This window comes from Lawsonibacter asaccharolyticus, from assembly GCF_022453915.1.
GTDB lineage: Bacteria > Bacillota > Clostridia > Oscillospirales > Oscillospiraceae > Lawsonibacter > Lawsonibacter asaccharolyticus.
Window position 1 is genome coordinate 403,430 of the sequence record NZ_CP091870.1, and the last position, 24,873, is coordinate 428,302.

Annotated in this window: 18 protein-coding genes, 2 tRNA genes and 1 riboswitch; of the genes, 11 read left to right on the forward strand and 9 right to left on the reverse strand. The window is 57.9% G+C overall.

The features are described 5' to 3' along the window. Nucleotides 1-81 precede the first annotated feature (81 nt). The 4 genes from L9O85_RS01885 (at nt 82) to L9O85_RS01900 (ending at nt 3,806) form a co-directional block, all read left to right on the forward strand. Entirely contained in the window at nt 82-918 is an 837-nt protein-coding gene (locus tag L9O85_RS01885; RefSeq protein ID WP_256183466.1) for an MBL fold metallo-hydrolase, read from the forward strand. Beyond that, entirely contained in the window at nt 912-1,394 is a 483-nt protein-coding gene (locus L9O85_RS01890) for a 23S rRNA (pseudouridine(1915)-N(3))-methyltransferase RlmH (RefSeq protein WP_108979964.1), read from the forward strand. Before L9O85_RS01885 ends, L9O85_RS01890 begins: the two co-directional genes overlap by 7 nt. A 131-nt stretch (nt 1,395-1,525) precedes the next feature. After that, nucleotides 1,526-3,253 (forward strand): phospho-sugar mutase, encoded by a 1,728-nt coding sequence (locus L9O85_RS01895; RefSeq protein WP_108979963.1) that lies wholly within the window; start codon nt 1,526-1,528, stop codon nt 3,251-3,253. Between the two features lie 331 nt (nt 3,254-3,584). After that, complete coding sequence (locus L9O85_RS01900; protein WP_256183250.1) at nt 3,585-3,806, forward strand: hypothetical protein; 222 nt, start codon at nt 3,585-3,587, stop codon at nt 3,804-3,806. A gap of 65 nt (nt 3,807-3,871) precedes the next feature. On the opposite strand, the gene L9O85_RS01905 is transcribed toward L9O85_RS01900, so the two are convergent. Beyond that, on the reverse strand, nt 3,872-7,375 hold the full coding sequence (locus tag L9O85_RS01905; RefSeq protein ID WP_301579361.1) for an S-layer homology domain-containing protein: 3,504 nt from the start codon (nt 7,373-7,375) through the stop codon (nt 3,872-3,874). A gap of 526 nt (nt 7,376-7,901) precedes the next feature. Here L9O85_RS01905 and L9O85_RS01910 point away from each other — a divergent pair. The 3 genes from L9O85_RS01910 to deoC all read left to right on the forward strand — a co-directional run bounded on the left by L9O85_RS01910 (nt 7,902) and on the right by deoC (nt 10,796). Then, nucleotides 7,902-8,507, forward strand: a complete 606-nt coding sequence (locus tag L9O85_RS01910; RefSeq protein WP_108979928.1) for an AAA family ATPase — start codon at nt 7,902-7,904, stop codon at nt 8,505-8,507. Between the two features lie 75 nt (nt 8,508-8,582). After that, nucleotides 8,583-8,680, forward strand: a riboswitch (SAM riboswitch). 71 nt (nt 8,681-8,751) lie between these two features. Beyond that, the gene (metK, locus tag L9O85_RS01915) at nt 8,752-9,933 is read left to right on the forward strand and encodes a methionine adenosyltransferase (protein WP_108979927.1); all 1,182 of its coding nucleotides are present in this window, start codon (nt 8,752-8,754) and stop codon (nt 9,931-9,933) included. A 203-nt stretch (nt 9,934-10,136) separates the two neighbouring features. After that, entirely contained in the window at nt 10,137-10,796 is a 660-nt protein-coding gene (gene deoC, locus L9O85_RS01920; protein ID WP_301579363.1) for a deoxyribose-phosphate aldolase, read from the forward strand. A 121-nt stretch (nt 10,797-10,917) separates the two neighbouring features. Here the strand turns inward: deoC and L9O85_RS01925 are convergent, their stop codons facing one another. The 3 genes from L9O85_RS01925 to L9O85_RS01935 all read right to left on the reverse strand — a co-directional run bounded on the left by L9O85_RS01925 (nt 10,918) and on the right by L9O85_RS01935 (nt 13,719). Further along, nucleotides 10,918-11,670, reverse strand: a complete 753-nt coding sequence (locus tag L9O85_RS01925; RefSeq protein WP_301579365.1) for an SDR family NAD(P)-dependent oxidoreductase — start codon at nt 11,668-11,670, stop codon at nt 10,918-10,920. Nucleotides 11,671-11,687: 17 nt separating this feature from the next. Beyond that, entirely contained in the window at nt 11,688-12,500 is an 813-nt protein-coding gene (locus tag L9O85_RS01930; RefSeq protein WP_276758687.1) for a sugar phosphate isomerase/epimerase family protein, read from the reverse strand. A 91-nt stretch (nt 12,501-12,591) separates the two neighbouring features. Continuing rightward, entirely contained in the window at nt 12,592-13,719 is a 1,128-nt protein-coding gene (locus tag L9O85_RS01935; protein WP_050622822.1) for a TRAP transporter substrate-binding protein, read from the reverse strand. 241 nt (nt 13,720-13,960) lie between these two features. On the opposite strand from L9O85_RS01935, the gene L9O85_RS01940 reads away from it, so the two are divergent. Beyond that, nucleotides 13,961-14,851, forward strand: a complete 891-nt coding sequence (locus tag L9O85_RS01940; RefSeq protein ID WP_050622821.1) for a LysR family transcriptional regulator — start codon at nt 13,961-13,963, stop codon at nt 14,849-14,851. 109 nt (nt 14,852-14,960) lie between these two features. On the opposite strand, the gene L9O85_RS01945 is transcribed toward L9O85_RS01940, so the two are convergent. Genes L9O85_RS01945 through L9O85_RS01955 form a run of 3 tightly spaced genes read right to left on the reverse strand, consistent with a single transcriptional unit; the run spans nt 14,961 to nt 17,140 of the window. Next, on the reverse strand, nt 14,961-16,253 hold the full coding sequence (locus L9O85_RS01945; protein ID WP_050622820.1) for a TRAP transporter large permease: 1,293 nt from the start codon (nt 16,251-16,253) through the stop codon (nt 14,961-14,963). A 2-nt stretch (nt 16,254-16,255) separates the two neighbouring features. Further along, on the reverse strand, nt 16,256-16,744 hold the full coding sequence (locus L9O85_RS01950; RefSeq protein WP_050622819.1) for a TRAP transporter small permease: 489 nt from the start codon (nt 16,742-16,744) through the stop codon (nt 16,256-16,258). Nucleotides 16,745-16,774: 30 nt separating this feature from the next. Further along, a complete protein-coding gene (locus L9O85_RS01955; protein ID WP_077138677.1) occupies nt 16,775-17,140 on the reverse strand; it encodes a cupin domain-containing protein in 366 nt (121 codons plus the stop codon). A 376-nt stretch (nt 17,141-17,516) separates the two neighbouring features. Here L9O85_RS01955 and L9O85_RS01960 point away from each other — a divergent pair, with 376 nt between their 5' ends. Beyond that, nucleotides 17,517-17,936 carry a hypothetical protein gene (locus tag L9O85_RS01960; protein WP_301579368.1) on the forward strand — a complete coding sequence of 140 codons (420 nt, stop codon included), beginning with the start codon at nt 17,517-17,519 and terminating at the stop codon, nt 17,934-17,936. 80 nt (nt 17,937-18,016) lie between these two features. On the opposite strand, the gene L9O85_RS01965 is transcribed toward L9O85_RS01960, so the two are convergent. Next, entirely contained in the window at nt 18,017-21,970 is a 3,954-nt protein-coding gene (locus tag L9O85_RS01965; RefSeq protein WP_301579370.1) for an S-layer homology domain-containing protein, read from the reverse strand. Between the two features lie 386 nt (nt 21,971-22,356). On the opposite strand from L9O85_RS01965, the gene L9O85_RS01970 reads away from it, so the two are divergent. Together L9O85_RS01970 and L9O85_RS01975 are read left to right on the forward strand one after the other, a co-directional pair. Then, nucleotides 22,357-22,443, forward strand: a tRNA-Leu gene (locus L9O85_RS01970). A 6-nt stretch (nt 22,444-22,449) separates the two neighbouring features. Continuing rightward, nucleotides 22,450-22,525: transfer RNA gene (locus L9O85_RS01975), tRNA-Met, on the forward strand. A gap of 1,325 nt (nt 22,526-23,850) precedes the next feature. Here the strand turns inward: L9O85_RS01975 and L9O85_RS01980 are convergent. Beyond that, nucleotides 23,851-24,633: an IclR family transcriptional regulator gene (locus tag L9O85_RS01980; RefSeq protein ID WP_050622763.1), complete on the reverse strand. Its 783-nt coding sequence runs from the start codon at nt 24,631-24,633 to the stop codon at nt 23,851-23,853. Nucleotides 24,634-24,873 lie beyond the last annotated feature (240 nt).

Genomic DNA, 24,873 nt, shown 5'->3' on the forward strand with positions numbered 1-24,873 from the left:
CACATGCTCCGGGCGGCGGCGATCTGCCGCCGCCCGTTTTCGCGCCCTGGGGGGCGCCACTCTTTCTCCGGGAGGCGGCACATGGAAGTGTGTACTCTGGCCAGCGGCTCCAGCGGGAATTCCCTGCTGATCTGCTGCGGCTCTACTTATGTTCTGCTGGACGCGGGCATCTCCGCCCGCCGGATCACCTCTGCCCTGAAGGCGCTGGGGGCCGATCCCACCCGGCTCAGCGCGGTGCTGGTCACCCACGAGCACACCGACCACGTCTCCGGTCTGGCCACCCTGACCAAGCAGCTGGGGGTGCCCGTTTACGCCACCGCCCCCACTCTGGACCGCCTGGAGCGAAAAGTCCCAGCACTGGCGCAGCTGGGCCGGGCGCTGGAGGCCGGCACCGGCTTCCAGCTGGGGGAATTGTGGGTGGAGTCCTTCTCCACCCCCCACGACGCCGCGGGCAGTGTGGGTTACGCCGTCACCGGCGGCGGGGCGCGGATGGCCTTGGCCACCGATCTGGGCCACCTGACCCCCCAGGTGTGGGATGCGGCGCGGGGGGCGGACCTGCTGGTGTGTGAGACCAATCACGACGAGGACTGGGTCCGCTCCGGCCCCTATCCCTACGCCCTGAAGCAGCGCATCCTGGGGGACTTCGGCCACCTGTCCAATGAGGCGGGGGCCGAGCTGGCCGGCCGGGCTGCCCTGGCCGGGACCCGGACCATCCTGCTGGCCCACCTGTCCTCCGAGAACAATACCCCAGCCCGGGCCCGAGAGGTGGTCTCCCGCCGCCTGTCCGCCCTGGGGGTGCGGCCGGAGGAGGACATCACCCTGGCGGTAGCCCCCCGGTCGGAGTGCGGGGCGCTGTACCGGCTGGAGCGGGGCGGAGCTCTCCGGGCCTTTCCGGCAAGGGAGGCATCCCTGTGCTGAGCGTCTATCTGATCTGTGTGGGCAAGCTGAAGGAGAAGTTCTATCAGGAGGCCTGTGCCGAATACATCAAGCGCCTGTCCCCCTACTGCAGGCTCACCCTGGTGGAGCTGCCTGAGGAGAAGCTGCCCCAGGACCCCTCTCAGGCGCAGATCGACGCCGCCCTGGAGAAGGAGAGCCAGGCCATCCGGGCCAAGCTGCCCCCCAGCACCAGCCTGGTGTGCCTGTGCGTGGAGGGCAGGCTGCGCTCCAGCGAGGAGCTGTCCGCTTTGGTGGGGACCTGGGAGCACAGCTCCGCCAAGCACCTGGCCTTTGTCATCGGCGGCTCCTACGGCCTGGCGGAGCGCCTGAAGGGGGAGTCCTGGGTCAAGCTGTCCATGTCCCCCATGACCTTCCCCCACCACCTGGCCCGGGTCATGCTGCTGGAACAGCTCTACCGGGCCTTCAAGATCCGGGAGGGCTCCAGCTACCACAAATGACAGGGTCCCGGGCCTGAAAACATGCTCACCGTGGATCCGTCCAAAAATCCGCTGGAAATTCATGCCTGCCTGTGGTACAATGTCCACAACAGCATGTCCCAGCGGATTTTATTGATTGGAGGTCCTACGATATGTCCTATCTTGATGCTTATCATGCATGGCTGAACAGCCCGGCCCTCTCGGCCGCCGAGAAGGCAGAGCTGGCATCCATCCAGGGCGATGACAAGGAGATCGAATCCCGCTTTTTTGATCAGCTTTCCTTCGGCACCGCAGGCCTGCGGGGCACCATGGGGGTGGGGCTGTACCGGATGAATGTCCATGTCATCCGCCACGCCACCCAGGCCTTTGCCCAGGTCATCCTGGAGGAGGGGCCCCAGGCCGCCGCCAGGGGGGTGGCCGTCTGCTTCGACTGCCGCAACAACTCCGACGTCTTTGCCCGGGAGGCCGCCTGTGTCATGGCGGGCAACGGCATCCCCGTGCGCCTGTTCGAGTCCCTGCGTCCCACCCCGGAGCTGTCCTTCGCGGTGCGGGAGTACGGCTGCATCGCCGGTATCAACGTCACCGCCAGTCACAACCCCAAGGAGTACAACGGCTACAAGGTCTACTGGCAGGACGGTGCCCAGCTGCCCCCCAAGCACGCCGACGAGGTGGCCCGGAAGATGAAGGAGCTGGACGTGTTCGACTGCGTCAAGACCATGGACTATGACCAGGCCGTGGCCCAGGGCAGGATCACGCTGATGGGGGCGGAGACGGACGAGAAGTTCCTGGCCAACGTGATGGAGCAGGTGAACGACAAGGCGGTGGTGGAGCAGATGGCGGACACCTTCACCATGGTGTACACCCCCTTCCACGGCACCGGCTATAAGCTGATCCCCGAGGCCCTCAAGCGCCTGGGCATGAAGCACGTGATCTGCGTGCCCCAGCAGATGGTCATCGACGGCGATTTCCCCACTGTGGTCTCCCCCAACCCGGAGAACCCGGAGGGGTTCTATCTGGCGGTGGAGCTGGCCAAGGAGCACGGCGCAGACTTCATCCTGGGCTCTGACCCGGACGCCGACCGGGTGGGCATCATGGTGCGCACCAAGGAGGACGACTTCGTGGTCATCTCCGGCAACCAGACCGGCGTGCTGCTGCTGGACTACCTGATCGGGGCCAAGCGCCGCACCGGCAAGATGCCCGACAAGCCCGTGGCCCTCAAGACCATCGTCACTACCGAGATGGCCCGCAAGGTGGCCGAGGTCAACGGCCTGCAGTGCTATGACACCTTCACCGGCTTCAAGTTCCTGGCGGAGAAGAAGGACGAACTGGAGAGCTCCGGTGCGGGGAAGGTCATCTTCTCTTATGAGGAGTCCTACGGCTACATGCTGGGGGACTATGTCCGGGACAAGGACGCCGTTTCCGCCTCGGTGGAGCTGACCGAGATGGCGGCCTGGTATGCCTCCCAGGGCATGACCCTGTATGACGCCCTCCAGGCCCTGTTCAAGAAATACGGCTACTATGGCGAGCGCACCATGAACCTGGTCATGCCCGGCCTGGACGGGCTGAAGAAGATGGCTGACCTGATGGCCGGCCTGCGGGAGCAGCCCCCGGCGGAGATCGCCGGTGTGGCGGTAAAGCAGCAGAAGGACTACAAGGACGGCAGCGTGGTGGAGACAGCGACCGGCGCCAGGTCTCAGATGGAGCTCACCGGTTCCAACGTCCTGCGCTATGAGATGGCCGACGGCACCAGCCTGATCGTCCGTCCCTCCGGCACCGAGCCCAAGGTCAAGGTCTATATCCTGGCCAACGGCGCCGACAAGGAGGAGTGCGACGGAAAGGTGGCCAAGTACGCCGCCTGGGCCGAGAGCCTCAAAGACTGAAAAGACAGGCCGGACACCGGGCCCGCTCCTTTGGAGCGGGCCCGGTCAGCTTGTGGAAAGAGCCGTCCCGCAAGGAGTTCCTGCACCCGCAGGCGGCGGAATAAAATTGGATCACATCATTTCCGGGGACGTGTATCTGGGAAGTGGCGCCTCTCACGAAGGATAGGCCGCCTCCATGATCCCTGGACATCCTGCACAGGCGGGGCAGAAATAGGCATAGTTCTGCTTTACTTCCATAATTTGTATTGAAACGTCTCACAAAAAGCTCTTTCCCACCGGTTTTGAGCGGGTCCGGATCTGCCGGGCCCAGTCAGGACAGGAGGGATTTTTTATGGCAAGCAGACAGACGCAGTATTATGGGCTGAATCAATGGGAGGCTGCGGACCAGGTGCTCCGGACGGAGTTTAACGCGGATAATCAAAAGATCGACGGGGCGCTGAAAGCCATGCGGGATCTGATCGTCAGTCCCAGCGTTCTCAATGCGGTACTGGATAAGCTGCGCAGTGATATCAACGCCCTGTCTGCCCGGGTGGATAAGCTGGAGGGGAAGTGAGAGAGCCCCCCGGAGCAAATGCTCCGGGGGGCTGTTAAATTGCGTGAATCAGAATCTCACTCTAATCAGCGCTTCTGACCGATATCAAGCGTCAGCACGCCGTCGTCGTCAGCCACCACAGTGTACTCGCCCTCGAGCACAGCCTTGACGGCAGCGCTCTCAATGTAGTACAGAGTGGTCTCCTGGTTGGGGGCAACCGACTGCTCATTCTGGCAGGCTTCCTCGGTGTACAGCTTGCCATCGACAACAGCCAGCTTCTGGGCCAGCTTGAAATCAGCCTCGGAAGCAGTGACCTTGACAGACTTCACGACGGCATTTTTGCCCTCGGCAGTCAGCTTGGCATCACAGACAGCAGCTCCATCGACACGGAACTCGCGGGCGCCATTGTGAGTATCGCTAGCAGTCTTCTCGGTGGCCTTGAAGGTGTAGGTCTCACCGACGATCACCTCGCCGCCATCATTCACGGTCTGGCCCTTGGCGTCCTTGACTTCAAAATCCCAAACACCGGAAGCGGCAAAGTTCAGGGTATAGCTCACAGCCTCAGTGTCCACTTTGATGGCAATATCCTCGGTGCCAGCGGGAACGCTGACAGTCCAGGTGCCGTCGCCGTTGCTCTTGATCTTAGCAGCCTGAGCGCAAGTCACATCGGTGATGGTGTAACCCTTCTCGGCAGTCACAGTGATGTCAGCGGCCTGGTTCGCAGTAATGCTTGTGGGGTTGGCAGCAGCATGACCCTCGACCTTGACGCTGAGGGTGCCAGCGTTAGCGGTAGCGGTGATGGTGGTATCAGAATTGGCAGTCACCTTGCCGGAAGCAGGGGTAGTCAGGGTGTAGCCCTCCTTGGCCTTAGCGGTCCAGTTGAGCTCAGTGCCCTTCTTAACGCTGATGCTGCCGTTCTCAGTGTACTCCACGCCGTTGACGGTCACGGTGGCGTTGGTCAGCGCGAGGGTGACCTTCACCATCTCCACCACGGGCTTGTGGATAATGTAGACGAGATCCGCGGTGTTGTGGTCGTTGCTGTCCTTCACGACGGTGACATAGGTCATGTAGTCGAACTTCACGCCGTCGTAGGTCTCCTCTTCGGTGCCCACATACATGTCCTTTACATCGCCGTCGGTAATGGTGTAGTCGTAGCCCTTGGACAGATTCTCACCGTTCTTGGGCTCCACATCCACATAGACAAAGACAGTGTCGTCGTCCACGTCATACTTCACCTTGGCATCCTCCACGGTGGTCAGCCAGAAGGCGCCGTCGCCGCGGGCGTTGACGGTGTTGTCCTTCAGCTCCACATCCTCAATGCCGGTGATGTACTTCTCATCCACGGTCTTGGTGGCCTTGTACAGATGGCCGACCTCCAGGGCGCCCAGATCCTGGTCCACGTACACGGACTGCTTCACGCCGTTGACATAGGCGTTGGTGTACTCCCAGTAGTAGTCGCCGTCGTACTTCAGGGACTCGCGGGTGGTCTTGCTGAGCATGAAGTAGGTGCTGGCGCTGTCATAAACATCGCCGTCCACGATGAAGACGATCTCAGCCACATTGCCGTTCTTGGTGCTCAGCACATAGGCCAGGGTGGCATTGTCCACATCGGGCACCTCATTGTAGCCGGTATAGGCGGTCTCGCCCTCCACGTCCACAAACACGGTCTTCTTGTCCACGATGAAGTCGTTCTTGCCGTCGGAGATATAGGCCTTGCCGTTGTTGATCTCGGCGTTGGTCATGGTCTTGGAATCCACAGCCTTCAGGGTGTAGATCTTGTCCTCACCCACGGTGTAGGCCCAGACCTTCTCGTCGATGTTGGTCTTATCCTTCTTGTCCTGGTCCTTATCTACCCAGTCGATCTTGACCTTGTCCTTGCCGTCCTTGTACTCATCGTCCAGGTCGGCCTTGACAGAGGTGGCGTCAGCCAGAACGACCTTGGCGACCCAGTCACGCAGCTCCTCGTCGGAGTCCTTCACGTACAGGTACTGGGTGCTGCCGGTCTCCTGCACGAAGCCCAGCACATAGCCGTTGGGATCCAGATACAGGGTGTACTGCTCGTTCAGAGCGGGGTGGGCCTTCACGTTGTCGTCGTCCAGATCATAGACGATGTGGCCGTCGCCGGAGTAGCTGTACTTGGCACCATCGGCCAGCTTCAGATAGGTCTCGCCGGTCTCGCCCTTGCCGGTCTCGGCGTCCTTATCCTTTTCCACGCGGGTGACCTCGCCGTTGACGGTCTCGGGAGCCATCAGCTCGCAGATGTAGAAGTCCTCGTCCTCGTTGTAGTCCACGGTGAAGACAACGTAGTCGTCCTCCTCATAGCCCTCAGCATAGAAGTCGTTGTCGTCCAGCTTGGGCTCGGTGGAGATGGCCTTCACGGTGACATACTCGCCCTTGGAATCGCTCTTCACCTTGGAGACCTGGCCCAGATAGTAATTGATCTCGACCACGGTCACAGTGGCGTCGGCGTCGTCGATGTAGATCTCGGTGACGGTGCCCTTGCCGGTGTACTTCCAGGTGGAGTCGTCCTTGGAGGTGGGGATGTTGTCATCCACGTCCTTATCTTCCTTGCCGTTGACATAGGCAGTCCAGGTGTAGCCCTCGTCCTTGGCATTGTCGCGCAGGGTGCACACAGACTTGCCCAGGTCCTTGTAGACCTCGTCGATATCCTGGCCGGAAGTATAGGTGTAGGTGGGGGCGTTGGGAACAGTAATGATCTCGTCCTTGTCCAGCATGCGGACCTTGGAGGCGATCAGGCCGCCGTTCTCGGTCAGATTATCGGTCTTGCTGGTGCTGCCGGCCTCGGTCTTGACGTTGTAGGTGCCGGTGCCCCAGGTGGTGGCGGGACGGCCATAGATGGTCTCGGTGTCGGTGCGGTACACCAGGTCGAAGTTCTTGTAGCCCAGGGTCTGCAGGTAGTTGAACTCCAGGGAGTAGATGATGCCCTGGTTCTCGTTGTAGTACACACCCAGCAGCTCGTTGTACTGGACAGGCACGGCCTTGGTCAGGGCATTGAACACCAGCTCAGCCACGTTGTCGCGGGTCAGCCCGGCGTTGGCAGTGAGCTTCAGGTCGCCGTACAGGCCCAGAGCGGTGCCCTTGGCGGTGGCGGCCAGCATCCAGTCACTGCCGAAGTCAGCGGCGCTCTGGAAGTAGCCCAGGGCGCGGCACAGCATCAGCACGGCCTGCGCGGTGGTCACAGTGGCGTTGGGGTCGAACTTGCCGTCGCCCACGCCGGCCACGATGCCCAGGCTGGAGCACAGGTTCACATAGCCCTGCGCCCAGGCGGGGACGTCGGTGAACACATTGGTCTCCGCGAACTGGTTGACGTTCACACCGGCGCCATACAGCATGGTGCAGATGATGACCGCCATCTCGGCGCGGGTGACTACGTTCTCGGGGCCGAAGGACCCGTCCTCGTAGCCCTCGAACATGCCGATGGCAGAGGTGACCGCCACGGCATCCTGATTGACGATCTCGGCCTTGTCAGTGAAATCGTCGATACCCTTAGCGCTGGAACCCACGACCATCATGCCCAGGAGCATAACGGAAGCCAGAGCCAGGCTGAGAGCACGCTTCAGGTTTCTCATTGGATATTCCTCCTTTTTATATTGACAAAAGTCGCTGTTTTCTGACAAACCGGGCCTTTTCCAGAACATTTCGGCCCACTATGCCTGTACAACACTTCTGACACAGGAGGAATTGGTTATAAAAAGGGAGAGATCAGGGGAAAAATCCCCGAGATTCTACCCAAAAAGTTTCCCTGGTAGACATTTGGTAGACACATGAAAACAGGAGGGGCGGCGAGGCCCTGAAACTCCAGGCCCCTGCCGCCCTTTTTTGGTAGACTTTTGGTAGACATTTTGCTTTTTTACATCTGTCGTTACAACGGTGTATTCCCTGTACACTTGAAAAACCTGCATTGGCATAGTATAATCATTAAAAATCTCTAATTTCGGTTTTTGTTTGTGTGTAGAGGTTTTCGCCCCCTAGGGGGCACACAAAAGAATCGGAGTTTTCGGAAATACAGTGTACCTTTTCTGAAGGGTATGCCTCAGTGCATATCTTTTCTGTGGCCAATAGTCTCAAGATCCGGTGTTGTAGGAGGACGATAGTATGAGCAAACGAATCATTACGATCAGCCGTGAGTTTGGCAGCGGCGGGCGCACCATCGGCAAGGAGGTGGCACAGAAGCTGGGATATTCTTATTATGACAAGGAGCTGGTCCGCCAGGTCGCGGTGGAGACCGGCTTTGATGAGAAGTACATTGAACAGGCTGGCGAGTATGCCCCCTCCAAAAACTGGCTCTCTTTTGGTTTTGCTGCCCGGGGGTCCCAGGGAGCCATGGAGGGAATGTCCGCCAATGATTTTCTTTGGGCCATTCAGTGCAGGGTCATTCGGAGCCTTGCGGAAAAAGAGCCCTGCGTCATCGTGGGCCGGTGTGCCGATTATATCCTGCGGGAACGGGAGGATTGTCTCAACGTATTCATTCACGCCTCTATGGCGGCCCGGGCGGACCGTATCGTGCGCCTGTACGGCTCCAGCGAGAAGAGCCCGGAAAAACGCCTGGAGGAGAAGGACAAGAGGCGCCGCGTCTACTACAAGCACTATACCGACGGGGATTGGGGCATGTCCCAGAACTACCACCTCTCTCTGGACAGCGGAATCATCGGCATCCAGCGGTGCGTGGACATCATCTCCGAGCTGGCAAAGACACTGTAAAAAACTGCGGCGGATCTTGATCTTTCCATTGACAAATCTACAAAATCTGATAGAATGATTTTTACAAACTGAATAGCCTTATCAAGAGTGGTGGAGGGAACGGCCCGATGAAGCCCGGCAACCTGCGTTCCGCAAGGTGCCAAATCCGGCGGTAGTGTATCGAAAGATGAGGGTGCATGGACTCTGACGCTCCGCCTCGGCGGAGCGTTTTTCATCCCCCCGACAGAAGAAAGGACGAAATATTATGGCAAAGCGACTGTTTACCTCTGAATCAGTGACCGAGGGCCATCCTGACAAGATCTGCGACCAGATCTCAGATGCGGTACTGGACGCCATCCTGGCCCAGGACCCGGACGCCCGGGTGGCCTGTGAGACCACGGCGTCCACCGGCCTGATCCACGTGATGGGGGAGATCACTACCTCCTGTTATGTGGACATCCCAAAGATCGCCCGACAGGTTGTGAAGGAGATCGGCTATGACCGGGCCAAGTTCGGCTTTGATTGTGACACATGCGCGGTGGTCACCTCCATCGATGAGCAGTCCCCCGACATCGCCATGGGCGTGGACAAGTGTCTGGAGGCCAAGGAGGGCACCCAGGACGACGGCCTGGACAACGGGGCTGGGGACCAGGGCATGATGTTCGGCTACGCCTGCGACGAGACCCCCGAGCTGATGCCGCTGCCCATCTCTCTGGCCCAGCGGCTGGCCCGCCGTCTGACCCAGGTCCGCAAGGAGGGACTGGTGGACTACCTGCGCCCTGATGGCAAGACCCAAGTCACGGTGGAGTATGACGGAGAGAACCGCCCCCTGCGGGTGGACGCGGTGGTGGTCTCCACCCAGCACGGGCCGGAGGCGTCCCTGGACCAGATCCGGCAGGATATGATCCAGCTGGTCATCAAGCCTATCATCCCTGCCGAGCTGCTGGACGATCAGACCAAGATCTACGTCAACCCCACCGGCCGGTTCGTCATCGGCGGTCCTCAGGGAGACTCCGGCCTCACCGGGCGGAAGATCATCGTGGACACCTACGGCGGCAGTGCTCCCCACGGAGGCGGCGCTTTCTCCGGCAAGGACCCCACTAAGGTGGACCGGTCGGCCGCCTATGCCGCCCGCTGGGTGGCGAAGAACGTGGTGGCCGCCGGGCTGGCCCGGCGCTGCCAGGTCCAGCTGGCTTATGCCATTGGTGTGGCCCGCCCCGTCTCCGTCCGCGTGGATACCTTCGGCACCGGAACGGTGCCGGACGAACAGCTCTCCGACGCAGTGGAACAAGTCTTTGACCTGCGTCCGGCTGCCATCATCCGGGATCTGGGGCTGCGCCGCCCCATCTACCGCCAGCTGGCGGCCTATGGGCACTTTGGGCGGGACGACCTGGACCTGTCCTGGGAGAAGACCGACCGGGCAGAGGCACTGAAGGCGGCTCTGTAACGGCGTCAGCGGCCAGGAATCTTTTCAGTTGGCGCCTCATAGACTGTACAGGCGCAAATAAGGGCCGGAGGAGATCCTCCGGCCCCTTCTTTCTGAATGACCGGCCCCGGGGCTGGACAATCGCCGCGCCATAGGGTAAAATAGAGAGAAAACAGCCGAAAATGGGTATCTCTGCGCCCCATACAGGAAGGAGATCATAGAATATGGATTACAGCGAACTGCTTCGCCACGTGGATCACACACTTCTGACCCCCACCGCCACCTGGGACCAGGTCAAGACGGTCTGTGACGAGGGCCTCACCTGCCGCACTGCCTCCGTCTGCATCCCGCCCCGCTATGTGAAGCGGGCCGCCGCCTATGTGGGCAATCAGCTGAAGATATGCACCGTGGTGGGGTTCCCCAACGGCTACTCCACTCCTGAGGTCAAGGTGTTCGAGACCGAGGACGCCATCCGCGGGGGAGCGGACGAGATCGACATGGTGGCTGATCTGGGCCTGGTGAAGAGCGGCGACTGGGAGGGGGTGCTGGAGGAGATCAAGGCGGTCAAAGCGTCCTGTAAGGGACGTATCCTGAAGGTCATCGTGGAGGCCTGCCTGCTGACCTGTGAGGAGAAGCAGGCCATGTGCCGTATCGTCTCCATGTCCGGAGCAGACTTTATCAAGACCTCCACTGGCTTCTCTACCGGCGGCGCTACCTATGAGGATGTGAAGCTGTTCCGGGAGCACTGCAGCCCCGATGTGAGGATCAAGGCGGCCGGCGGCATCCGCACCCTGGAGGAGGCCCAGACCTACCTGGAACTGGGGGCCGACCGTATCGGCAGCAGCGGTCTGGTTGCCCTGGCCCAGGCTCAGAGCAACGGCTGAGCCCAGCCCTTTTCACACCGAAAGGTCCCCGTCCATTGTGAAAATGGACGGGGACCTTTTTGCGTTCTGCAGGCGTATCCCGCAGGAGTGACCTCTCGTGGGGCCCACGGTTCTGGAGCGGTCAGTATTGCAGGCCTCCGTTCACATCCAGCACCTCACCAGTGGTCCAGGATGCGTCATCGCTGCCCAGGTATGCGATGGCGCCGGCGATGTCATCCAGCTCTCCCAGTCTCGGGATGCGGACACCCGCAGAGAGCTTATCCACCTTATCCTGAGAGAGAGAGAGGAACATTTTCCCCTTCAGCGGCCCAGGCGCTACGCTGTTCACGGTAATGTTCCAGGGGCCCAGCTCATATCCCAGGCACATGGCCATGCCGTTGATCCCAGCCTTTGCTGCAGCGTAATTCACCCCCACCCCCGGGCGGCCCGTGCGGCCCCCAATGGAGGAGATCAGTACGATCCGGCCGTAGTTCTGCTCCTTCATGGCGGGGACCACCGCTTTCACCGAATGATAGACCCCTGTCAAGTTAATGTCGATCACATCCTGCCACTGGGCTTCTGTCAGCTCATCGATGGGAAAGTGACGGAGGATACCTGCCGTGGCTACCAAGACGTCGATCCTGCCCCACTTTTCCTTTACTTCGGCTGCGGCGGCCTGGCAGTCCTCCAAGCTTCGGACGTCGCCCGGGATGGTCATCACCCGGTCCTCATCCCAGCCTTCCTCTTTCAGCATCCTGGCCTCCTGGTCCAGTGCCTCCCGGGAAAAATCGGTCAGCGCCACTTTTCCGCCCTCAGACAGCAGCCGCCGGGCAGTGGCGCCGGCGATATCCCCCGCGCCAGTGATCAGCACAACTTTATGTTCATATCGCTTCATTGCATATCCCTCCAGTCTTATCGTTGCTCCCCTAGACATGCCTTTGCCCCTTCCAGGGCCCGTCTGGCATGGGTCTCATAGCCTATCTTTTCCACTCTTGTCAGGTGGGGCACTTCCACACCGCACACCACCTGCGGGATCCTGGAAATGATCTCCGCGATGGGGATTGCACCCTCCCCGGGATACAGGCGTTCCGCCCGGCCGGTGTGGATCAGTGCCGCCTCATCTGTGGGAATTGGAGCCTCACAGTCGCACAGGTGCGCGTAATGGAACCAGCTCTGGGGGCACTCCTCCAGCTCATGCAGCTGGACCCGGGAGCGGTAAAAGTGCAGGCAGTCTACCACCACGCCCACGTTCTCTTTGCCGGAGTCCAGGAGCAGCTGCCTGACCTGACGGAGATCGGTGACACTGGCCCATGTGACGAATTCCACGCTGACCGTCTGCTCATATCGGGCGGCCAGCTCACACAGCCGGCAGAACTGATCGGTATAAAATGAGCGGTCCGGGGTCCAGATGTTGGTCAGGATGTGCCGGATGCCCAGCTCTGCTGCGGCCGCCAGCGCCGGTTCATAGTCCTGCACATCCACTCCAGCCGCGATGCGGGCATTCTCTGTATCGTGTAGCAGGATGCCTGTCTCCTGAGCGGCCCGACGGGTCTCACGAAGCAGATGGGGATCCTTTGCGATGTCATAGGGACGCTCCCCCGGCAGCCCCATGGGGATGGTCCGCAGGCTGACCGCATCATAGCCCGCCCTGGCCGCCACCCGGATCATCTCCGGGGGCGGACAGCTGATGTTTGTCAAATGGACCAGGGAGTAAAGGTGTTTCATCAGTTGCCTCCTAAGATATCATCCTCCGGGAAACGGGGCCCGCGGTGCCCGCTCCCCGGAGGACGAACAGTTTCTATCTCAGACGTTCCGCTCAGGCGTATTTCTCAGCGGTGCTGATCTGCATGTCCACCAGCTCATCGCCGTAGGTGGCGCGGACCTCGTCATAGACACCGGAGCACTTGTCCCGCAGCTGCTCCAGAACGTCGGCGGGGAGTTCCACGATCTCGGTTCCGGTCTGAGCCACCAAGTCCATACGCTCAGAGAGCCGGGCGTCGCACTGTTCTCTGGAATACTGAATGGCGGCCTTGCCCACAGCCATGATCAGCTCCTTGTCTGTATCGCTCAGGCCGTTGTAGACGACCTGGCTGATCAACAGGTTGTGGGATGCGGGCAGATGGTTTGTCAGGATCACATAGTCCTGCTGCTCATACAGGCGGTTGGCGTAGATGACCTCAAAGGGGTTCTCCTGGGCATCGATGGTGCCCTGCTGCAGCGCCATATAGACCTCAGAGAAGGCCATAGGGGTGGGGTTGGCGCCCAGCGCCTGCCAGATGGAGATGTGCAGTTGGTTCTCCATGACCCGGATCTTCTGTCCCTGCATGTCGTCAGGGGACTGGACCTTGATGTTGCTGGTCATCTGACGCATGCCCTGGTCGAAGAAGCCGATGAGCTCAAAGCCTTTATCCTGGTATTTCTCCTCGTAGAAGCGGAAGACCGTCTCATCGTCCATGGTATCCCGGAACTGTTGGGCATCCTGATAGAGGAAAGGGAGATCAATGGCATTCAGCTCAGGGACGAAATTGGCGGTGAATGCGGTGGACCCCAGGAAGAAGGCCACATCACCGGCCTGTGTAGATTCGCACAGCTCAGTGTCGGTCCCCATGGAGCCGTTGAAATACATCTGCAGCTGGATGCGGCCGCCGGTGATAGCGTTAAGCTGATCCGCCATGTAATGGACCAACAGGCCGTCCACGCGGTCCTCGGCGCCGTCGGTGGCAATGATGAAGGAGTAGGAGTCGCCCTGGGTGTAGTCCACAGAGCTGTCCAGTTCAGGCTGGATGTCGTAATCCGCCACGCTCTGAACGGCGCCGGAGCCTGTGCTGGAGCCGGACGGGGGTGGGGTGGAACCCGCGGAGGTCCCCCCTCCTCCACAGGCTGCCAGAGACAGAGACATTGCTGCTGCGAGGGTCAAGCTGATCAGTTTTTTTGTGGTGTTCATTTGAATTCTCCCTTCCTGATTTGACTCGCCGCCTGAGGCGGCCGCTTGTTCTGATGACTCAATCTTATCAGAGCCCTTTTCAGAATTCCAATACCGGTATCACATACCAGAGATCGGTTTTGAACATACCTTTCTTTTTGGTTCTTTTTGGGACTTTTTCCTGTCTTGACGCTGTGGAAAAAGGGGTGCTATAATAATTTTAGACAAAATTTGACCCAAATTCCGGGGAGGGACCGCTGACATGAATCTTCAGCAGCTGTATTACTTTCAGGCCATCAGCAGGCTGAAAAACTATACCAAAGCCGCAGAACAGCTCCTGGTCGCCCAATCCAGCCTGAGCCATTCCATCGGGGATCTGGAGCGTGAGCTGGGCGTCCCTCTCTTCTTCAAGGTGGGGCGGAATATTGATATCACAGAATACGGAAAGCAGTTCCTGATCCATGTGGACCGGATCACCGCGGAGCTGGAGCTGGCCAACCAGGAGCTGAAAAACATGCTCAACCCCAACATGGGCAAGATCCGCATTGCCCTGGCCTACACCGTGAGCAACCGCTTTATCCCCAATATGATCAAGGGCTTTTACGAAAATGAGGACAACCGGGCCATCCAGTTTGAGTTCAGTGAAAAGCAGGCGGCAAAGATCATTGACGCCTTTGCCAACCGGACTCTCGACCTGGGGTTCGGCGCCCGAATGGACAGCGACCAACTGGAATATTTTCACATTTTTGACGAGGAGATCGTCGCCGTGGTCTCCAGCCGCCATCCCCTGGCTCTGCGCGGGAGTGTGAAGCTCCAGGATCTGATTCGGGAGCCTATGGTCTCCTATACCTATAACTGCGGGACCCGGTACTGGATAGACGACGTCTTCCGCCGGTTTCAGCTCACCCCCAACATTATCCAGGAGGTGGACACGGAAAAGGTGATGGCCAGTGCTGTAGCCTCTGGTCTGGGCGTGGCCCTCATGCCCAGAATGACAGAGCTGAGCATCTACGATGTGGTCCCCCTGACGCTGGAGAATTCGGAGCTCCACCGCCCCATGTTCATGTGCTGGCCCAAGGGGGAGACCCTGCGGCCAGTGGTCAAAAATTTTCGGGACTACATTATGGACCGGGTGGGCGAGCTTCCCTCCTGAACCGTTCCCACAGCACAGGGGCGCGATGTCCCGCATATATAGAAAAGCAGAAAGACGCTGCCCGGGGAGAGTGGGCAGCGTCTTTCTGCAAGAGAAGAGGAAACAGAAGTCAGCGGATCAGGCACAGCGAGATCTGTGGGAAGATCACGATCAGAACTAGGCCGATGGCAAACAGTATGGTAAAGGGCAGCGAGACCTTTGCGATCCGGATCACCGGGATCTTGGTCATGGAGCTGGCGACAAACAGATTGATCCCAACGGGAGGAGTGACAAAGCCAACTGCCAGGTTCACCACCATCATGATGCCGAAGTGGACCAGATCCACCCCGATGGCGGTCATGACCGGCGCCAGGATAGGCGTGAGGATCAGAATGGCCGGGGCGGCGTCCATCACCATGCCCACGAAGAGCAGGAAGATGTTGACCACCAGCAGGATCGTCCACTTGCTGGAGAAGGAGGATGTGATCCAAGCACCCACCATCTGCGGCACGTTCATCAGGGCCAGCACGCGGCCGAAGGAGACGGCGGCGGAGAGCACGAAGAGGATGGGGGCGATCGTCTTCAGAGACTCCATAAAAACAGCGGGGATCTCCGAGACCTTGATGGTCTTATAAATGAACACGCTGACGAACAGGGCATAGTAGACCGAGATCACCGCCGCCTCAGTGGGAGTGGCGATGCCGCCGTAGATGCTCCCCAGGATGATGACCGGGGTGAGCAGCGCCCAGAAGCTGTCCAGGAACAGCCGGAGGAATCCCTGTCCCCTCAGCTCCCCCATCACCGCCTTGATGCGCACCCGGTCCTCCCCTCTGCGGGCGGAGTAGTAGACCGCATAGATCATCAGCAGGCCGCCCAGCAGCAGGCCCGGCACGATGCCGGCAATGAACATATCGCCCACGGAGGTGCCCGCCGAGGTGCTGTACAGCACAAAGGGGATGCTGGGGGGGATGATGCAGCCCAGGCCGCCGGCCACCGTGACCACAGCGGTGGAAAACTCTTTGGAATAGCCCAGGTTGACCATGACCGGGATAGTCATGGCGCCCACAGCCGCCACTGTGGCAGGGGCGGAGCCGGAGATAGCCCCGTAGAACAGGCAGGTGATGATGACGGCACAGGGCACGCCGCCGATCACATTGCCCACGAAATAAGTAAAGACGTCAAAGAGCTTTTTGGAGATGCCGCCCCGGGCCATAATGGTGCCGGACAGCATAAACATGGGGATGGCCAGCAGAGTCAGGCTGTTGACGCCGCTCATCATCTGCCGCAGGACCATGACCAGATTGGCCGCGAAGGTGTTGTCCACGACCCAGGGCAGGATGGAGCTGATGCCCATGGTGACCGAGATGGGCAGGCCGAAGAGCAGGATGACAAAAAACAGGACAAAAAGGACCACGGCTGACATACTCACTCATCTCCTTTCTGAAGCAGGGTGCGCAGGTTGCTCCATACCCCCTGAGCCGCCCGGAATGCGGCCAGCGCAAAGCCCACCATCAGGGAGCCCTGGACAAAATACATAGGTATCCCGCAGGCGGCGCTGGTCTGGCCGTTTTCCACTGAGGCGTAGGCGAACTCCCAGGCACTGGGGAGCAGATAGAGGAAAAAGACTGTCATCACAACGTCTCCCAACAGCAGGATGACCGCCTGTACCTTTTTGGGGAAGAGGGAGATCAGAGTGTCGATCTTCAGGGAGATCCCTTCCTTCAGACAGAACCCTATGCTGAGGAAGGTGCTCCAGATAAACATGAAGCGGGCCAGCTCCTCCGACCAGGTCAGCGAGTTGTTGAGCACGAAGCGGCAGAATATCTGGATACCCAGCACCAGCGTCATACCCGCCAGCAGGAGAAACATGACCCAGCGTTCCAGATTCTTGTCGATTTTTTTCAGCAGTTTCATTTTATACCTCCTCATTTCCTTGTGTGCAGGTCAGCCCTCCGGCATGGGAGTGTGCGCCGTACAGACCAGAAGGACGATCAGCGGCGCCCTTCCGTCATTGAAGATCCGGTGGATCTCACCCCGGTCTATCAGGATCAGTTTTCCCTGATCGATATGGGCCTTCACATTCTGCTCCATGTCCTGGATCACACCGGAGCCGCTGATGACATAGCTCAGCTCCTCAGAGGAGGGGTGGTTGTGGAACACGCTCCCCTCCCCAGGTGCGTACACTGTGACATTGGAACAGAAGTCCACCGAGTTTTTGATGCCAAAGCACTGGAATCGCTTGCGCATCGTGCCGGGACTGTCCCCCTGCCAGACTCCTTCTCCATCTAAAAATGGATCGATTACTTTCATGCCGTTACCTCCCGTCGTTTTCCCCTGGGAGGGTCCAGCGGCAGTGTCACCTCCCAACGGCCTGTCTTGTACTTGTATTATCCGAGAAACCTGCACAAAAGACAAATACCAATATCACATAGCATCTATTGCTTTTGACCATGCGTTTTGAGAGGGCGTCCCGCCATCTCAGCAGGGGTGTGGATGGGGCGGCGGTGGGACGCCCAGCGCATGACCCGCAAAGTGCCCAAGGTGTGCTGTATCCGCGGAGGTAAGCTGGGCATAGTTCTGCCAAGCTTCCATAATTTGTATCAAAACATCTCACAAAACAGCGTTTCCCTCCGGTTTTGAACGGGCCCGGATATGACGGGCCCAGTCAGAACAGGAGGGAGTTTTTATGGCAAGCGGACAGACACAGTATTATGAGCTGAATCAATGGGAGGGCCGGGACCAGGTATTGCGCACCGAGTTCAATGCGGACAACGCCAGGATCGACAGGGCCCTCCACGAGCTGAGAGCGAGCAACTGCCAGCTCTACATGCTCACCTATACGGGGACGTGGAGCGGCGGCCGCAGCTTCACCTTTCCCCACAGGCCGGCGGCGGTGCTGATCATGGGCGGGATCGTGACCTTTTTGTGTGCGATCCAGGGGGAATCCTACATCTATCTGCGGTACGGGAACGTGGACAACAAATCCCGGGCTGTATGGGAGGGCAGCACCGTGAGCTGGGAACTGGCCAATGACGACCCGGTGCTTGCCGCAAACGCTGCCGGGGAGCGCTACACCCTGCTGGCCCTGCTGGACGCGGATGCCTGAGCCGTAATAAGAGCACCCCCGGGCTTCGGCCCAGGGGTGCTCTATGATTCCGTAGTAGTTTAAATTTCAGAGAAATCTACTCAGGAAATCGTAGCAGTAACGGTAACATTTCCGCTGGCAGGATCAATGGTCAGAGTATTCTCACGCACCATATCGGTCGCAATAACAGAGAAAGTATCATTATCGCTGGTAACATTAGTACCAGCAATCGCAACCGTCGCGGAATCACCCACCTGCTTGCTAGCACCCACGCCATAGGTCACCTCGAGGGAAGTCTCGTTATACTTGACTACCTCTTCACCGGTGATACCAATGTCATTAGTGTCAACATAGGTCACAGTAACATAGCCACGATACACGACCACATCGCCAGTCATATCGGCAGCGGGGATAGCGCTACTATATGCCAGATAGCCCTTATCAACATCGCCCACAGTGTAGATGAAGCCAGTGCCGTTTGCGCCGGTCACAGCGGCAGGAGCCTCGCCAGCAACTACGTAATCGCTGCTGGACTCGGTATCATCCGCATTCATGATGGTGTACTTCACAAAGCCGGTGGTGACGACGGTATCGGCATTCAGGGCGGCGCTCGCATCGCCATAGGCCACATAGTCAGCGCCGATCTTGGCGGTGGTGGAGCCATCCTTCGCCTCAACGGTGTAGGTGGAGCCATTCTTGATGTACTCAGGCTTTCCTCCATCCACAGTGATCGCCAACATGTCGGTGTCGATCACATCGCCAGCCTCAGGGATGACATCAGTCTGAACACCCTTGCCGTTCACCACGATCCAGTTAGAAGTGTACGTGATCGTCTCGCCTGCGGGAGCGGTCGTCTCTTTTCCGTTCAGGGTGTAGGTGATGACCTCGACCAGATCAGTGTCGACATCCCAGGTGAACTTGCTGTCATAGCCCAGCTTATCCTGGCCGCTGAAGGTATAGGCGGAGCCGGCCTTGCTGATGGTCACGTTCTTGTAACCCTCGTCAGCCAGCTTCTTCTCGATGGCCGCAATGGCCGCCTCCAGAGCGGGCATCTTGCCCTCGTAGGTCACAGTGATGGTGCCGTCACCGTTTAGAGTCACAGTGCCGTCAGCCTTCACGATGGCCTTGGTGGTCACCTCGACCTTCATGTCCTTGGTGACGTTCTTGATGGTGTAGACGCCGTCTTTGGCTGTAAGCACGGTGCCGTCTTCCAGCTTCACGGAGACCAAGTCATAACCGTCAGCAGCACTGATAGAGAACTTGGCATCCATGCCCTTGTCGTTGACAGTGGCCACCTTGCCGTCCACAGAAGTGGTGGCGGACTCGGACTTCACAGTGAAGTCGGAACCGGTGAAGGTGATATCGCGGGTGTCGCCCTTCTCGGTCTCAGTCCAGAAGATGTACACCAGACGGGCAGTCTCGTCATCAACGGTCTTCATGACCCAGGCATCCTTGGCGGAGTAGGTGGTGTTCTTGTCGGACTTCAGGTCCTTCAGATCGTCGATGTCACCATCGTCGATCTTCCACTCCACATTGCCCTTCACGTCCACCAGCTTGCGGACGGTGACATAGATGGTCTCCTCGTCGGTGTCGAACTTGTGCTCCTTATCGTTGGCATCGTCGATCCAGAAGGCATTGTCGCCGACGGCAGTGGGCTCGCCGCTCACCTTAGCGGCGGCCTCCTCCAGCTTGGAGATGTACTGGCCGTCCTCGATGGTCTGGGTGGCCTTATAGAGCACGCCTTCCTTCAGGACAGTTCTGGGGCTGCCGTACAGATCGTTCACGGCGTCATAGGTCACGAACACGCTCTGCTTCTGGCCGTCCACATAGGCGTTCTCATACTCCCAGTAGTAGTCGTCATCGTCATAGTCGCCGGACTCGCGGTCTGTGTCGGCCAGGACGAAATAGGTGGCGTTGTCGTCATAGATCTCGCCGTCCAGGATGAAGACGACCTCGGCGATCTTGCCATCCGCCTTCTCGTTGTTGTCGCCGTCCAGGACATAGGCGATCTCGGCGTTCTCCACATTGGGGACCTCGTCATAGCCGGTATAGGCCACTTCGCCGTTCACATCCACGAAGATGGTCTTGCGGTCCACGATGAGCTTGAAGTCCTCGTCGCCGGCGTCGATGTAGGCCTTGCCGTTGTGAATCTCAGCGCCGTCATAGTAGTACTGATCCTCGGCATAGGTCAGGGTGTACACGTCAGAATTGCTCACAGAGTATTTCCAGATCAGGTTGTCAATGCCGCTGACGGTCTTCTCGTCCTTTTTGACCCACTGGATCTCGTCATCGGCATCGAAGCCATTGGAGTTGAAGTTGGTGGGCCAGAAGTCGCCGGCCTCAAGCTCAGGCAGGTCGCGGACCTTGCTCTTCACGTCCACCTTGGCGGTGGTGCCGTCGGGCAGGTACACGCGGGCCACCCAGTCTTTCAGCTCCTCGTCGGAGTCGTCCACATACAGGTACTGATCGATGGACTCCTCAGCGGGCTCAAAGCCCAGAACATAGCCTTCGGGGGTCAGATACAGAACGTACTCCACGTTCAGCTCGGGGTGCTTATCGCCCCAGGAAGGATCGCTCACATCATAGACCATGTGGGTATCCAGAGCGGTGTAGTAGTACTTGCCGTCATCACCGCTGAGACGCACATAGGTATTCTCGCTGTTGTCCTCATTCTGGACGCGGGTGACCTGGCCGGTGACGGTCTCGGGGGCCATCAGCTCGCAGATGTAGAAGTCCTCGTCCTCGTTGAAGTCCACAGTGAAGACCACATAGTCGTCCTCAGCAAAATCGGTGGTGTAGAAGGTGTTGTCGTCCAGGCTGGGTTCCTCAGACAGAGCGCGGACGGTGATGTAGTCAGCGTCGTCATCATCGGTCTTCACGTTGGAGACCTCGCCCAGGTAGTAGTTGATCTCCACCACGGTCACGTCCAGGGTGTAGTCGTCGATGTAAATCTCCACGACAGCGCCCTTGTCGGTGTACTCCCACTTCTCATCAACATTCTTCCCGGGGATGATCTCATCATCCTGCTCCTCACCGTTGATGAAGGCAGTCCAGGTGTACTCCTCGTCAGCCTGCTGGCCGCGGGCGTCATTGCACACGGCAGCACCCAGATCAGCATACACGTCAGACTCATCAGTGCCGTTGGTGTAGATGTAGTCGGGGGTGTTGGGGACGGTGATGATCTCGTCCTTGTCCAGCATCCGGACCTTGTCGGCGATCAGGCCGCCGTTCTCAGTCAGATACTCGTCCTTCTGAGTGGTGCCGGCATCGGTGCGGGCGTTGTAAGAGCCGGTGCCCCAGGTGGTGGCGGGACGGCCATAGATGGTCTCGGTGTCGGTGCGGTACACCAGGTCGAAGTTCTTGTAGCCCAGGGTCTGCAGGTAGTTGAACTCCAGGGAGTAGATGATGCCCTGGTTCTCGTTGTAGTACACACCCAGCAGCTCGTTGTACTGGACAGGCACGGCCTTGGTCAGGGCATTGAACACCAGCTCAGCCACGTTGTCGCGGGTCAGCCCGGCGTTGGCAGTGAGCTTCAGGTCGCCGTACAGGCCCAGAGCGGTGCCCTTGGCGGTGGCGGCCAGCATCCAGTCACTGCCGAAGTCAGCGGCGCTCTGGAAGTAGCCCAGGGCGCGGCACAGCATCAGCACGGCCTGCGCGGTGGTCACAGTGGCGTTGGGGTCGAACTTGCCGTCGCCCACGCCGGCCACGATGCCCAGGCTGGAGCACAGGTTCACATAGCCCTGCGCCCAGGCGGGGACGTCGGTGAACACATTGGTCTCCGCGAACTGGTTGACGTTCACACCGGCGCCATACAGCATGGTGCAGATGATGACCGCCATCTCGGCGCGGGTGACTACGTTCTCGGGGCCGAAGGACCCGTCCTCGTAGCCCTCGAACATGCCGATGGCAGAGGTGACCGCCACGGCATCCTGATTGACGATCTCGGCCTTGTCAGTGAAATCGTCGATACCCTTAGCGCTGGAACCCACGACCATCATGCCCAGGAGCATAACGGAAGCCAGAGCCAGGCTGAGAGCACGCTTCAGGTTTCTCATTGGATATTCCTCCTTTTTATATTGACAAAAGTCGCTGTTTTCTGACAAACCGGGCCTTTCCCAGAACATTTTGGCCCACTATGCCTGTACAACACTTCTGACACAGGAGGAATTGGTTATAGAAAGGAGGAGATCAAGGGAAAAATCCCTGAGATCACGCCTAAAAAGTTTCCCTGGTAGACATTTGGTAGACACATGAAAACAGAAGGGGCGGCGAGGCCCTGAAACATCAGGCTCCCGCCGCCCTTTTTTGGTAGACTTTTGGTAGACATTTTTATTTTTAACGCTAAGAGACTGAAAAAATATTTGCCGCCCCTCAAAAAACTATTGACATTTTTACGATAGCATGATAAGCTAGATAAGCTTCAAGCGGAGAGCGGAAAAGCGCCGGAGTGGCGGAATTGGCAGACGCCCGGGACTTAAAATCCCGTGGGAGTGATCCCGTGCCGGTTCGACCCCGGTCTCCGGCACCAAGATTTCGCGGGGTAGAGCAGCTGGTAGCTCGTCGGGCTCATAACCCGGAGGTCGCAGGTTCAAATCCTGTCCCCGCAACCAATAAATCGCTGAAATCGTATGATTTCAGCGATTTATATTTTTACAACTTTTTTGGCGGTTTATTTTTGGCCATTGAGAACTGATCCAGATTTTGACCCTCATCGGTACAAGCTCAGGATCCTCCGCTGTGCCTTCTCTCCAAACGGCCCTCTTCGCTGGGCTCATATCTGATTTCAGCTTTTTAGTATGTTGATAATTTTCTCCGTCGTCTTCTGGGCTGCTGTCGTGACATAGGGGTAGGTGTCCAGAGTAAACCCCGCTGAGTAGCGCCCCAATATCCCAGAGGCGGTTTTCATATCCACCCCGCTCTGGAGTGTCAGAGTTACAAATGTGCGATGGAGATTATAGAACCGGACCTTACAAACCTCCAGCAGCATTAGCACCCGGCGGAGTATGTGAAGCACACCGTTGTGGGACATGAAGCCGCTGGTAAGACTGGGGAGCCCCCAGAGAGTACTCCCCCACTTTCTTGGTTTCCTCCTGGATGCGCCCCAGCACATCTCGGTAAATGGCTTTGTCCGTCCCTGGGGCGTGTTCGGTGGTGGCCCTCCCAGCGGCCGTCCCGTTTTCGGAGCTTTCCCTCCCCGTTGGCTCTGCGTTTTGCCATACCGCTCACTCCTTTTGCAGCAACACACGATATTGCAGAAGGAGAAAGATAGCCGGGAAAACGGGGCAGAGCTATCAAAACAATAACAAGCAGCCTCACCAACATGCTTCAGCAATGTTCTGTCTGGGATTGAGTAGAAATCAGCGGATGTATTGCCGGAAAACGACTAAACATCGTATGGTTCGCTCCAGACCGGTGATGGACATTTTGCTGGCATTGGGCAGGGCACTGCACTGCCTGCGGAAACAGTGGCCATATCTGATCTGTTTTCTGGAGGACGGACGGTTGAATCGAGCAACAACCGGGCGGAGCGCAGTGTAAAGCTCTTTGCAGTGAGGTGAAAAAACTGGCTGTTCTCCAACACGGAGGGCTGTGCCCAGAACCGCACAATTGCTGACAGCCCTATTGAGACGACCAAGAAAACCGGCCTTGTCCCAGATCAGTATCTGATCTGACTGTTGAGCGGGGCTCCAAAACTCGCATCAGCTGAAAAGAATTGGGCGAAGAAATTACTGCCAGAGAATACCTCTAAAGCAGCTGCGGTATCCTCGTAAAAATTTAACTGTACACCTAAAGAGGTCCTGCTGATATGCAGGTCCTTTTTTTCTTTAGAGCTTCTGATTTTCCAGTATTTCCTTTTTCTAAAATTGGTAAAAACATTTTTCAGATGGCTGGGCACAATTGCCGTAGCGGCGCTTTTTCCCAAGGAAATACGCAATCAGCTGTTTTGCGGCCTTCCCAGCTTTTGTGAAATTGTATCAGCGGTGCGGAGCAGCATCGCAACCAAGGTCTCTCTTGATTCGCCGCAATAATCCTGGATCCCCCCTGTGACTCCAATCGCTGCTACACAGCGCAGCTCATGATTGAACACCGGTGCCGCCAGACAGCCGATGCCAAGTGCGAATTCCTCGTTGTCCTCTGCATAGCCCATTTGACGCACTCTATCCAAGTAGCTGATGAATTTGCCCACGTCATCAATCGTTTTGGAAGTCATTTTTTGAAACTGTACTTGGCTCAATAACTGGGGCAAGGTACTTTGGGAAGAAAATGCGGCGAGAACTTTTCCGGCGGCGCTGATATTTAGGGGCAATTCTGCATAAGGGGTAGTATAAATCAGCACTGGGTTTGGAGGAAGGATCTGCTCGATGTAGGTGACGTGGTTGCCCTTCAAAATTCCCATTTGGACCGCCTGATGGCTCTCAATGGCCAGATGGTCCAGTTCAGCATGGCAGACCTGCCGCAGGTTATTGATATAGGTCATTCCGTTGGATAATGTCAGAAGCTGAAGCCCCAGATGATAGCAGCCAGGCTGGGATTCAGACTCTTCCAAATATCCCCGTATGGATAATTGCTTAACGATGCGAAAAGCCGTTGTATTTGGCAGCTCCAAACTTTGTGCGACTTGCTTAATGCTGACCGGCTCCCTGGCTTTTGCCACAAATTCCAAAATATTCAAGGCACGATTTACCGCAGGCACTACAGGATTTTCTAAATTTTCCATTTCTATCATCCTTACATATTCCGAATTCTATATGGAAATTCTGCTTAAAACTTGGACGTATATTTCTTATTGTTACATAAGCGGTCTCTTTTTGTCAACAGGCATAACAAAAATAGCCTCCTTCATTTTGTAATAAAAATCAATTTTTGAAATACACAAAAAAATCTTTCGTAAATTATTGACAAACAGGATAACAGTAATATAATTAAATAAATCAAATATGATAATAGCATTTCATAT

Bases quoted from the DNA above. Each gene is read 5' to 3' on its own strand.
- L9O85_RS01885 (WP_256183466.1), top strand. From the start codon at position 82: ATGGAAGTGTGTACTCTGGCCAGCGGCTCCAGCGGGAATTCCCTGCTG.
- L9O85_RS01895 (WP_108979963.1), top strand. From the start codon at position 1,526: ATGTCCTATCTTGATGCTTATCATGCATGGCTGAACAGCCCGGCCCTC.
- L9O85_RS01900 (WP_256183250.1), top strand. From the start codon at position 3,585: ATGGCAAGCAGACAGACGCAGTATTATGGGCTGAATCAATGGGAGGCT.
- L9O85_RS01905 (WP_301579361.1), bottom strand. From the start codon at position 7,375: ATGAGAAACCTGAAGCGTGCTCTCAGCCTGGCTCTGGCTTCCGTTATG.
- L9O85_RS01910 (WP_108979928.1), top strand. From the start codon at position 7,902: ATGAGCAAACGAATCATTACGATCAGCCGTGAGTTTGGCAGCGGCGGG.
- metK (WP_108979927.1), top strand. From the start codon at position 8,752: ATGGCAAAGCGACTGTTTACCTCTGAATCAGTGACCGAGGGCCATCCT.
- deoC (WP_301579363.1), top strand. From the start codon at position 10,137: ATGGATTACAGCGAACTGCTTCGCCACGTGGATCACACACTTCTGACC.
- L9O85_RS01925 (WP_301579365.1), bottom strand. From the start codon at position 11,670: ATGAAGCGATATGAACATAAAGTTGTGCTGATCACTGGCGCGGGGGAT.
- L9O85_RS01930 (WP_276758687.1), bottom strand. From the start codon at position 12,500: ATGAAACACCTTTACTCCCTGGTCCATTTGACAAACATCAGCTGTCCG.
- L9O85_RS01935 (WP_050622822.1), bottom strand. From the start codon at position 13,719: ATGAACACCACAAAAAAACTGATCAGCTTGACCCTCGCAGCAGCAATG.
- L9O85_RS01940 (WP_050622821.1), top strand. From the start codon at position 13,961: ATGAATCTTCAGCAGCTGTATTACTTTCAGGCCATCAGCAGGCTGAAA.
- L9O85_RS01945 (WP_050622820.1), bottom strand. From the start codon at position 16,253: ATGTCAGCCGTGGTCCTTTTTGTCCTGTTTTTTGTCATCCTGCTCTTC.
- L9O85_RS01950 (WP_050622819.1), bottom strand. From the start codon at position 16,744: ATGAAACTGCTGAAAAAAATCGACAAGAATCTGGAACGCTGGGTCATG.
- L9O85_RS01955 (WP_077138677.1), bottom strand. From the start codon at position 17,140: ATGAAAGTAATCGATCCATTTTTAGATGGAGAAGGAGTCTGGCAGGGG.
- L9O85_RS01960 (WP_301579368.1), top strand. From the start codon at position 17,517: ATGGCAAGCGGACAGACACAGTATTATGAGCTGAATCAATGGGAGGGC.
- L9O85_RS01965 (WP_301579370.1), bottom strand. From the start codon at position 21,970: ATGAGAAACCTGAAGCGTGCTCTCAGCCTGGCTCTGGCTTCCGTTATG.
- L9O85_RS01980 (WP_050622763.1), bottom strand. From the start codon at position 24,633: ATGGAAAATTTAGAAAATCCTGTAGTGCCTGCGGTAAATCGTGCCTTG.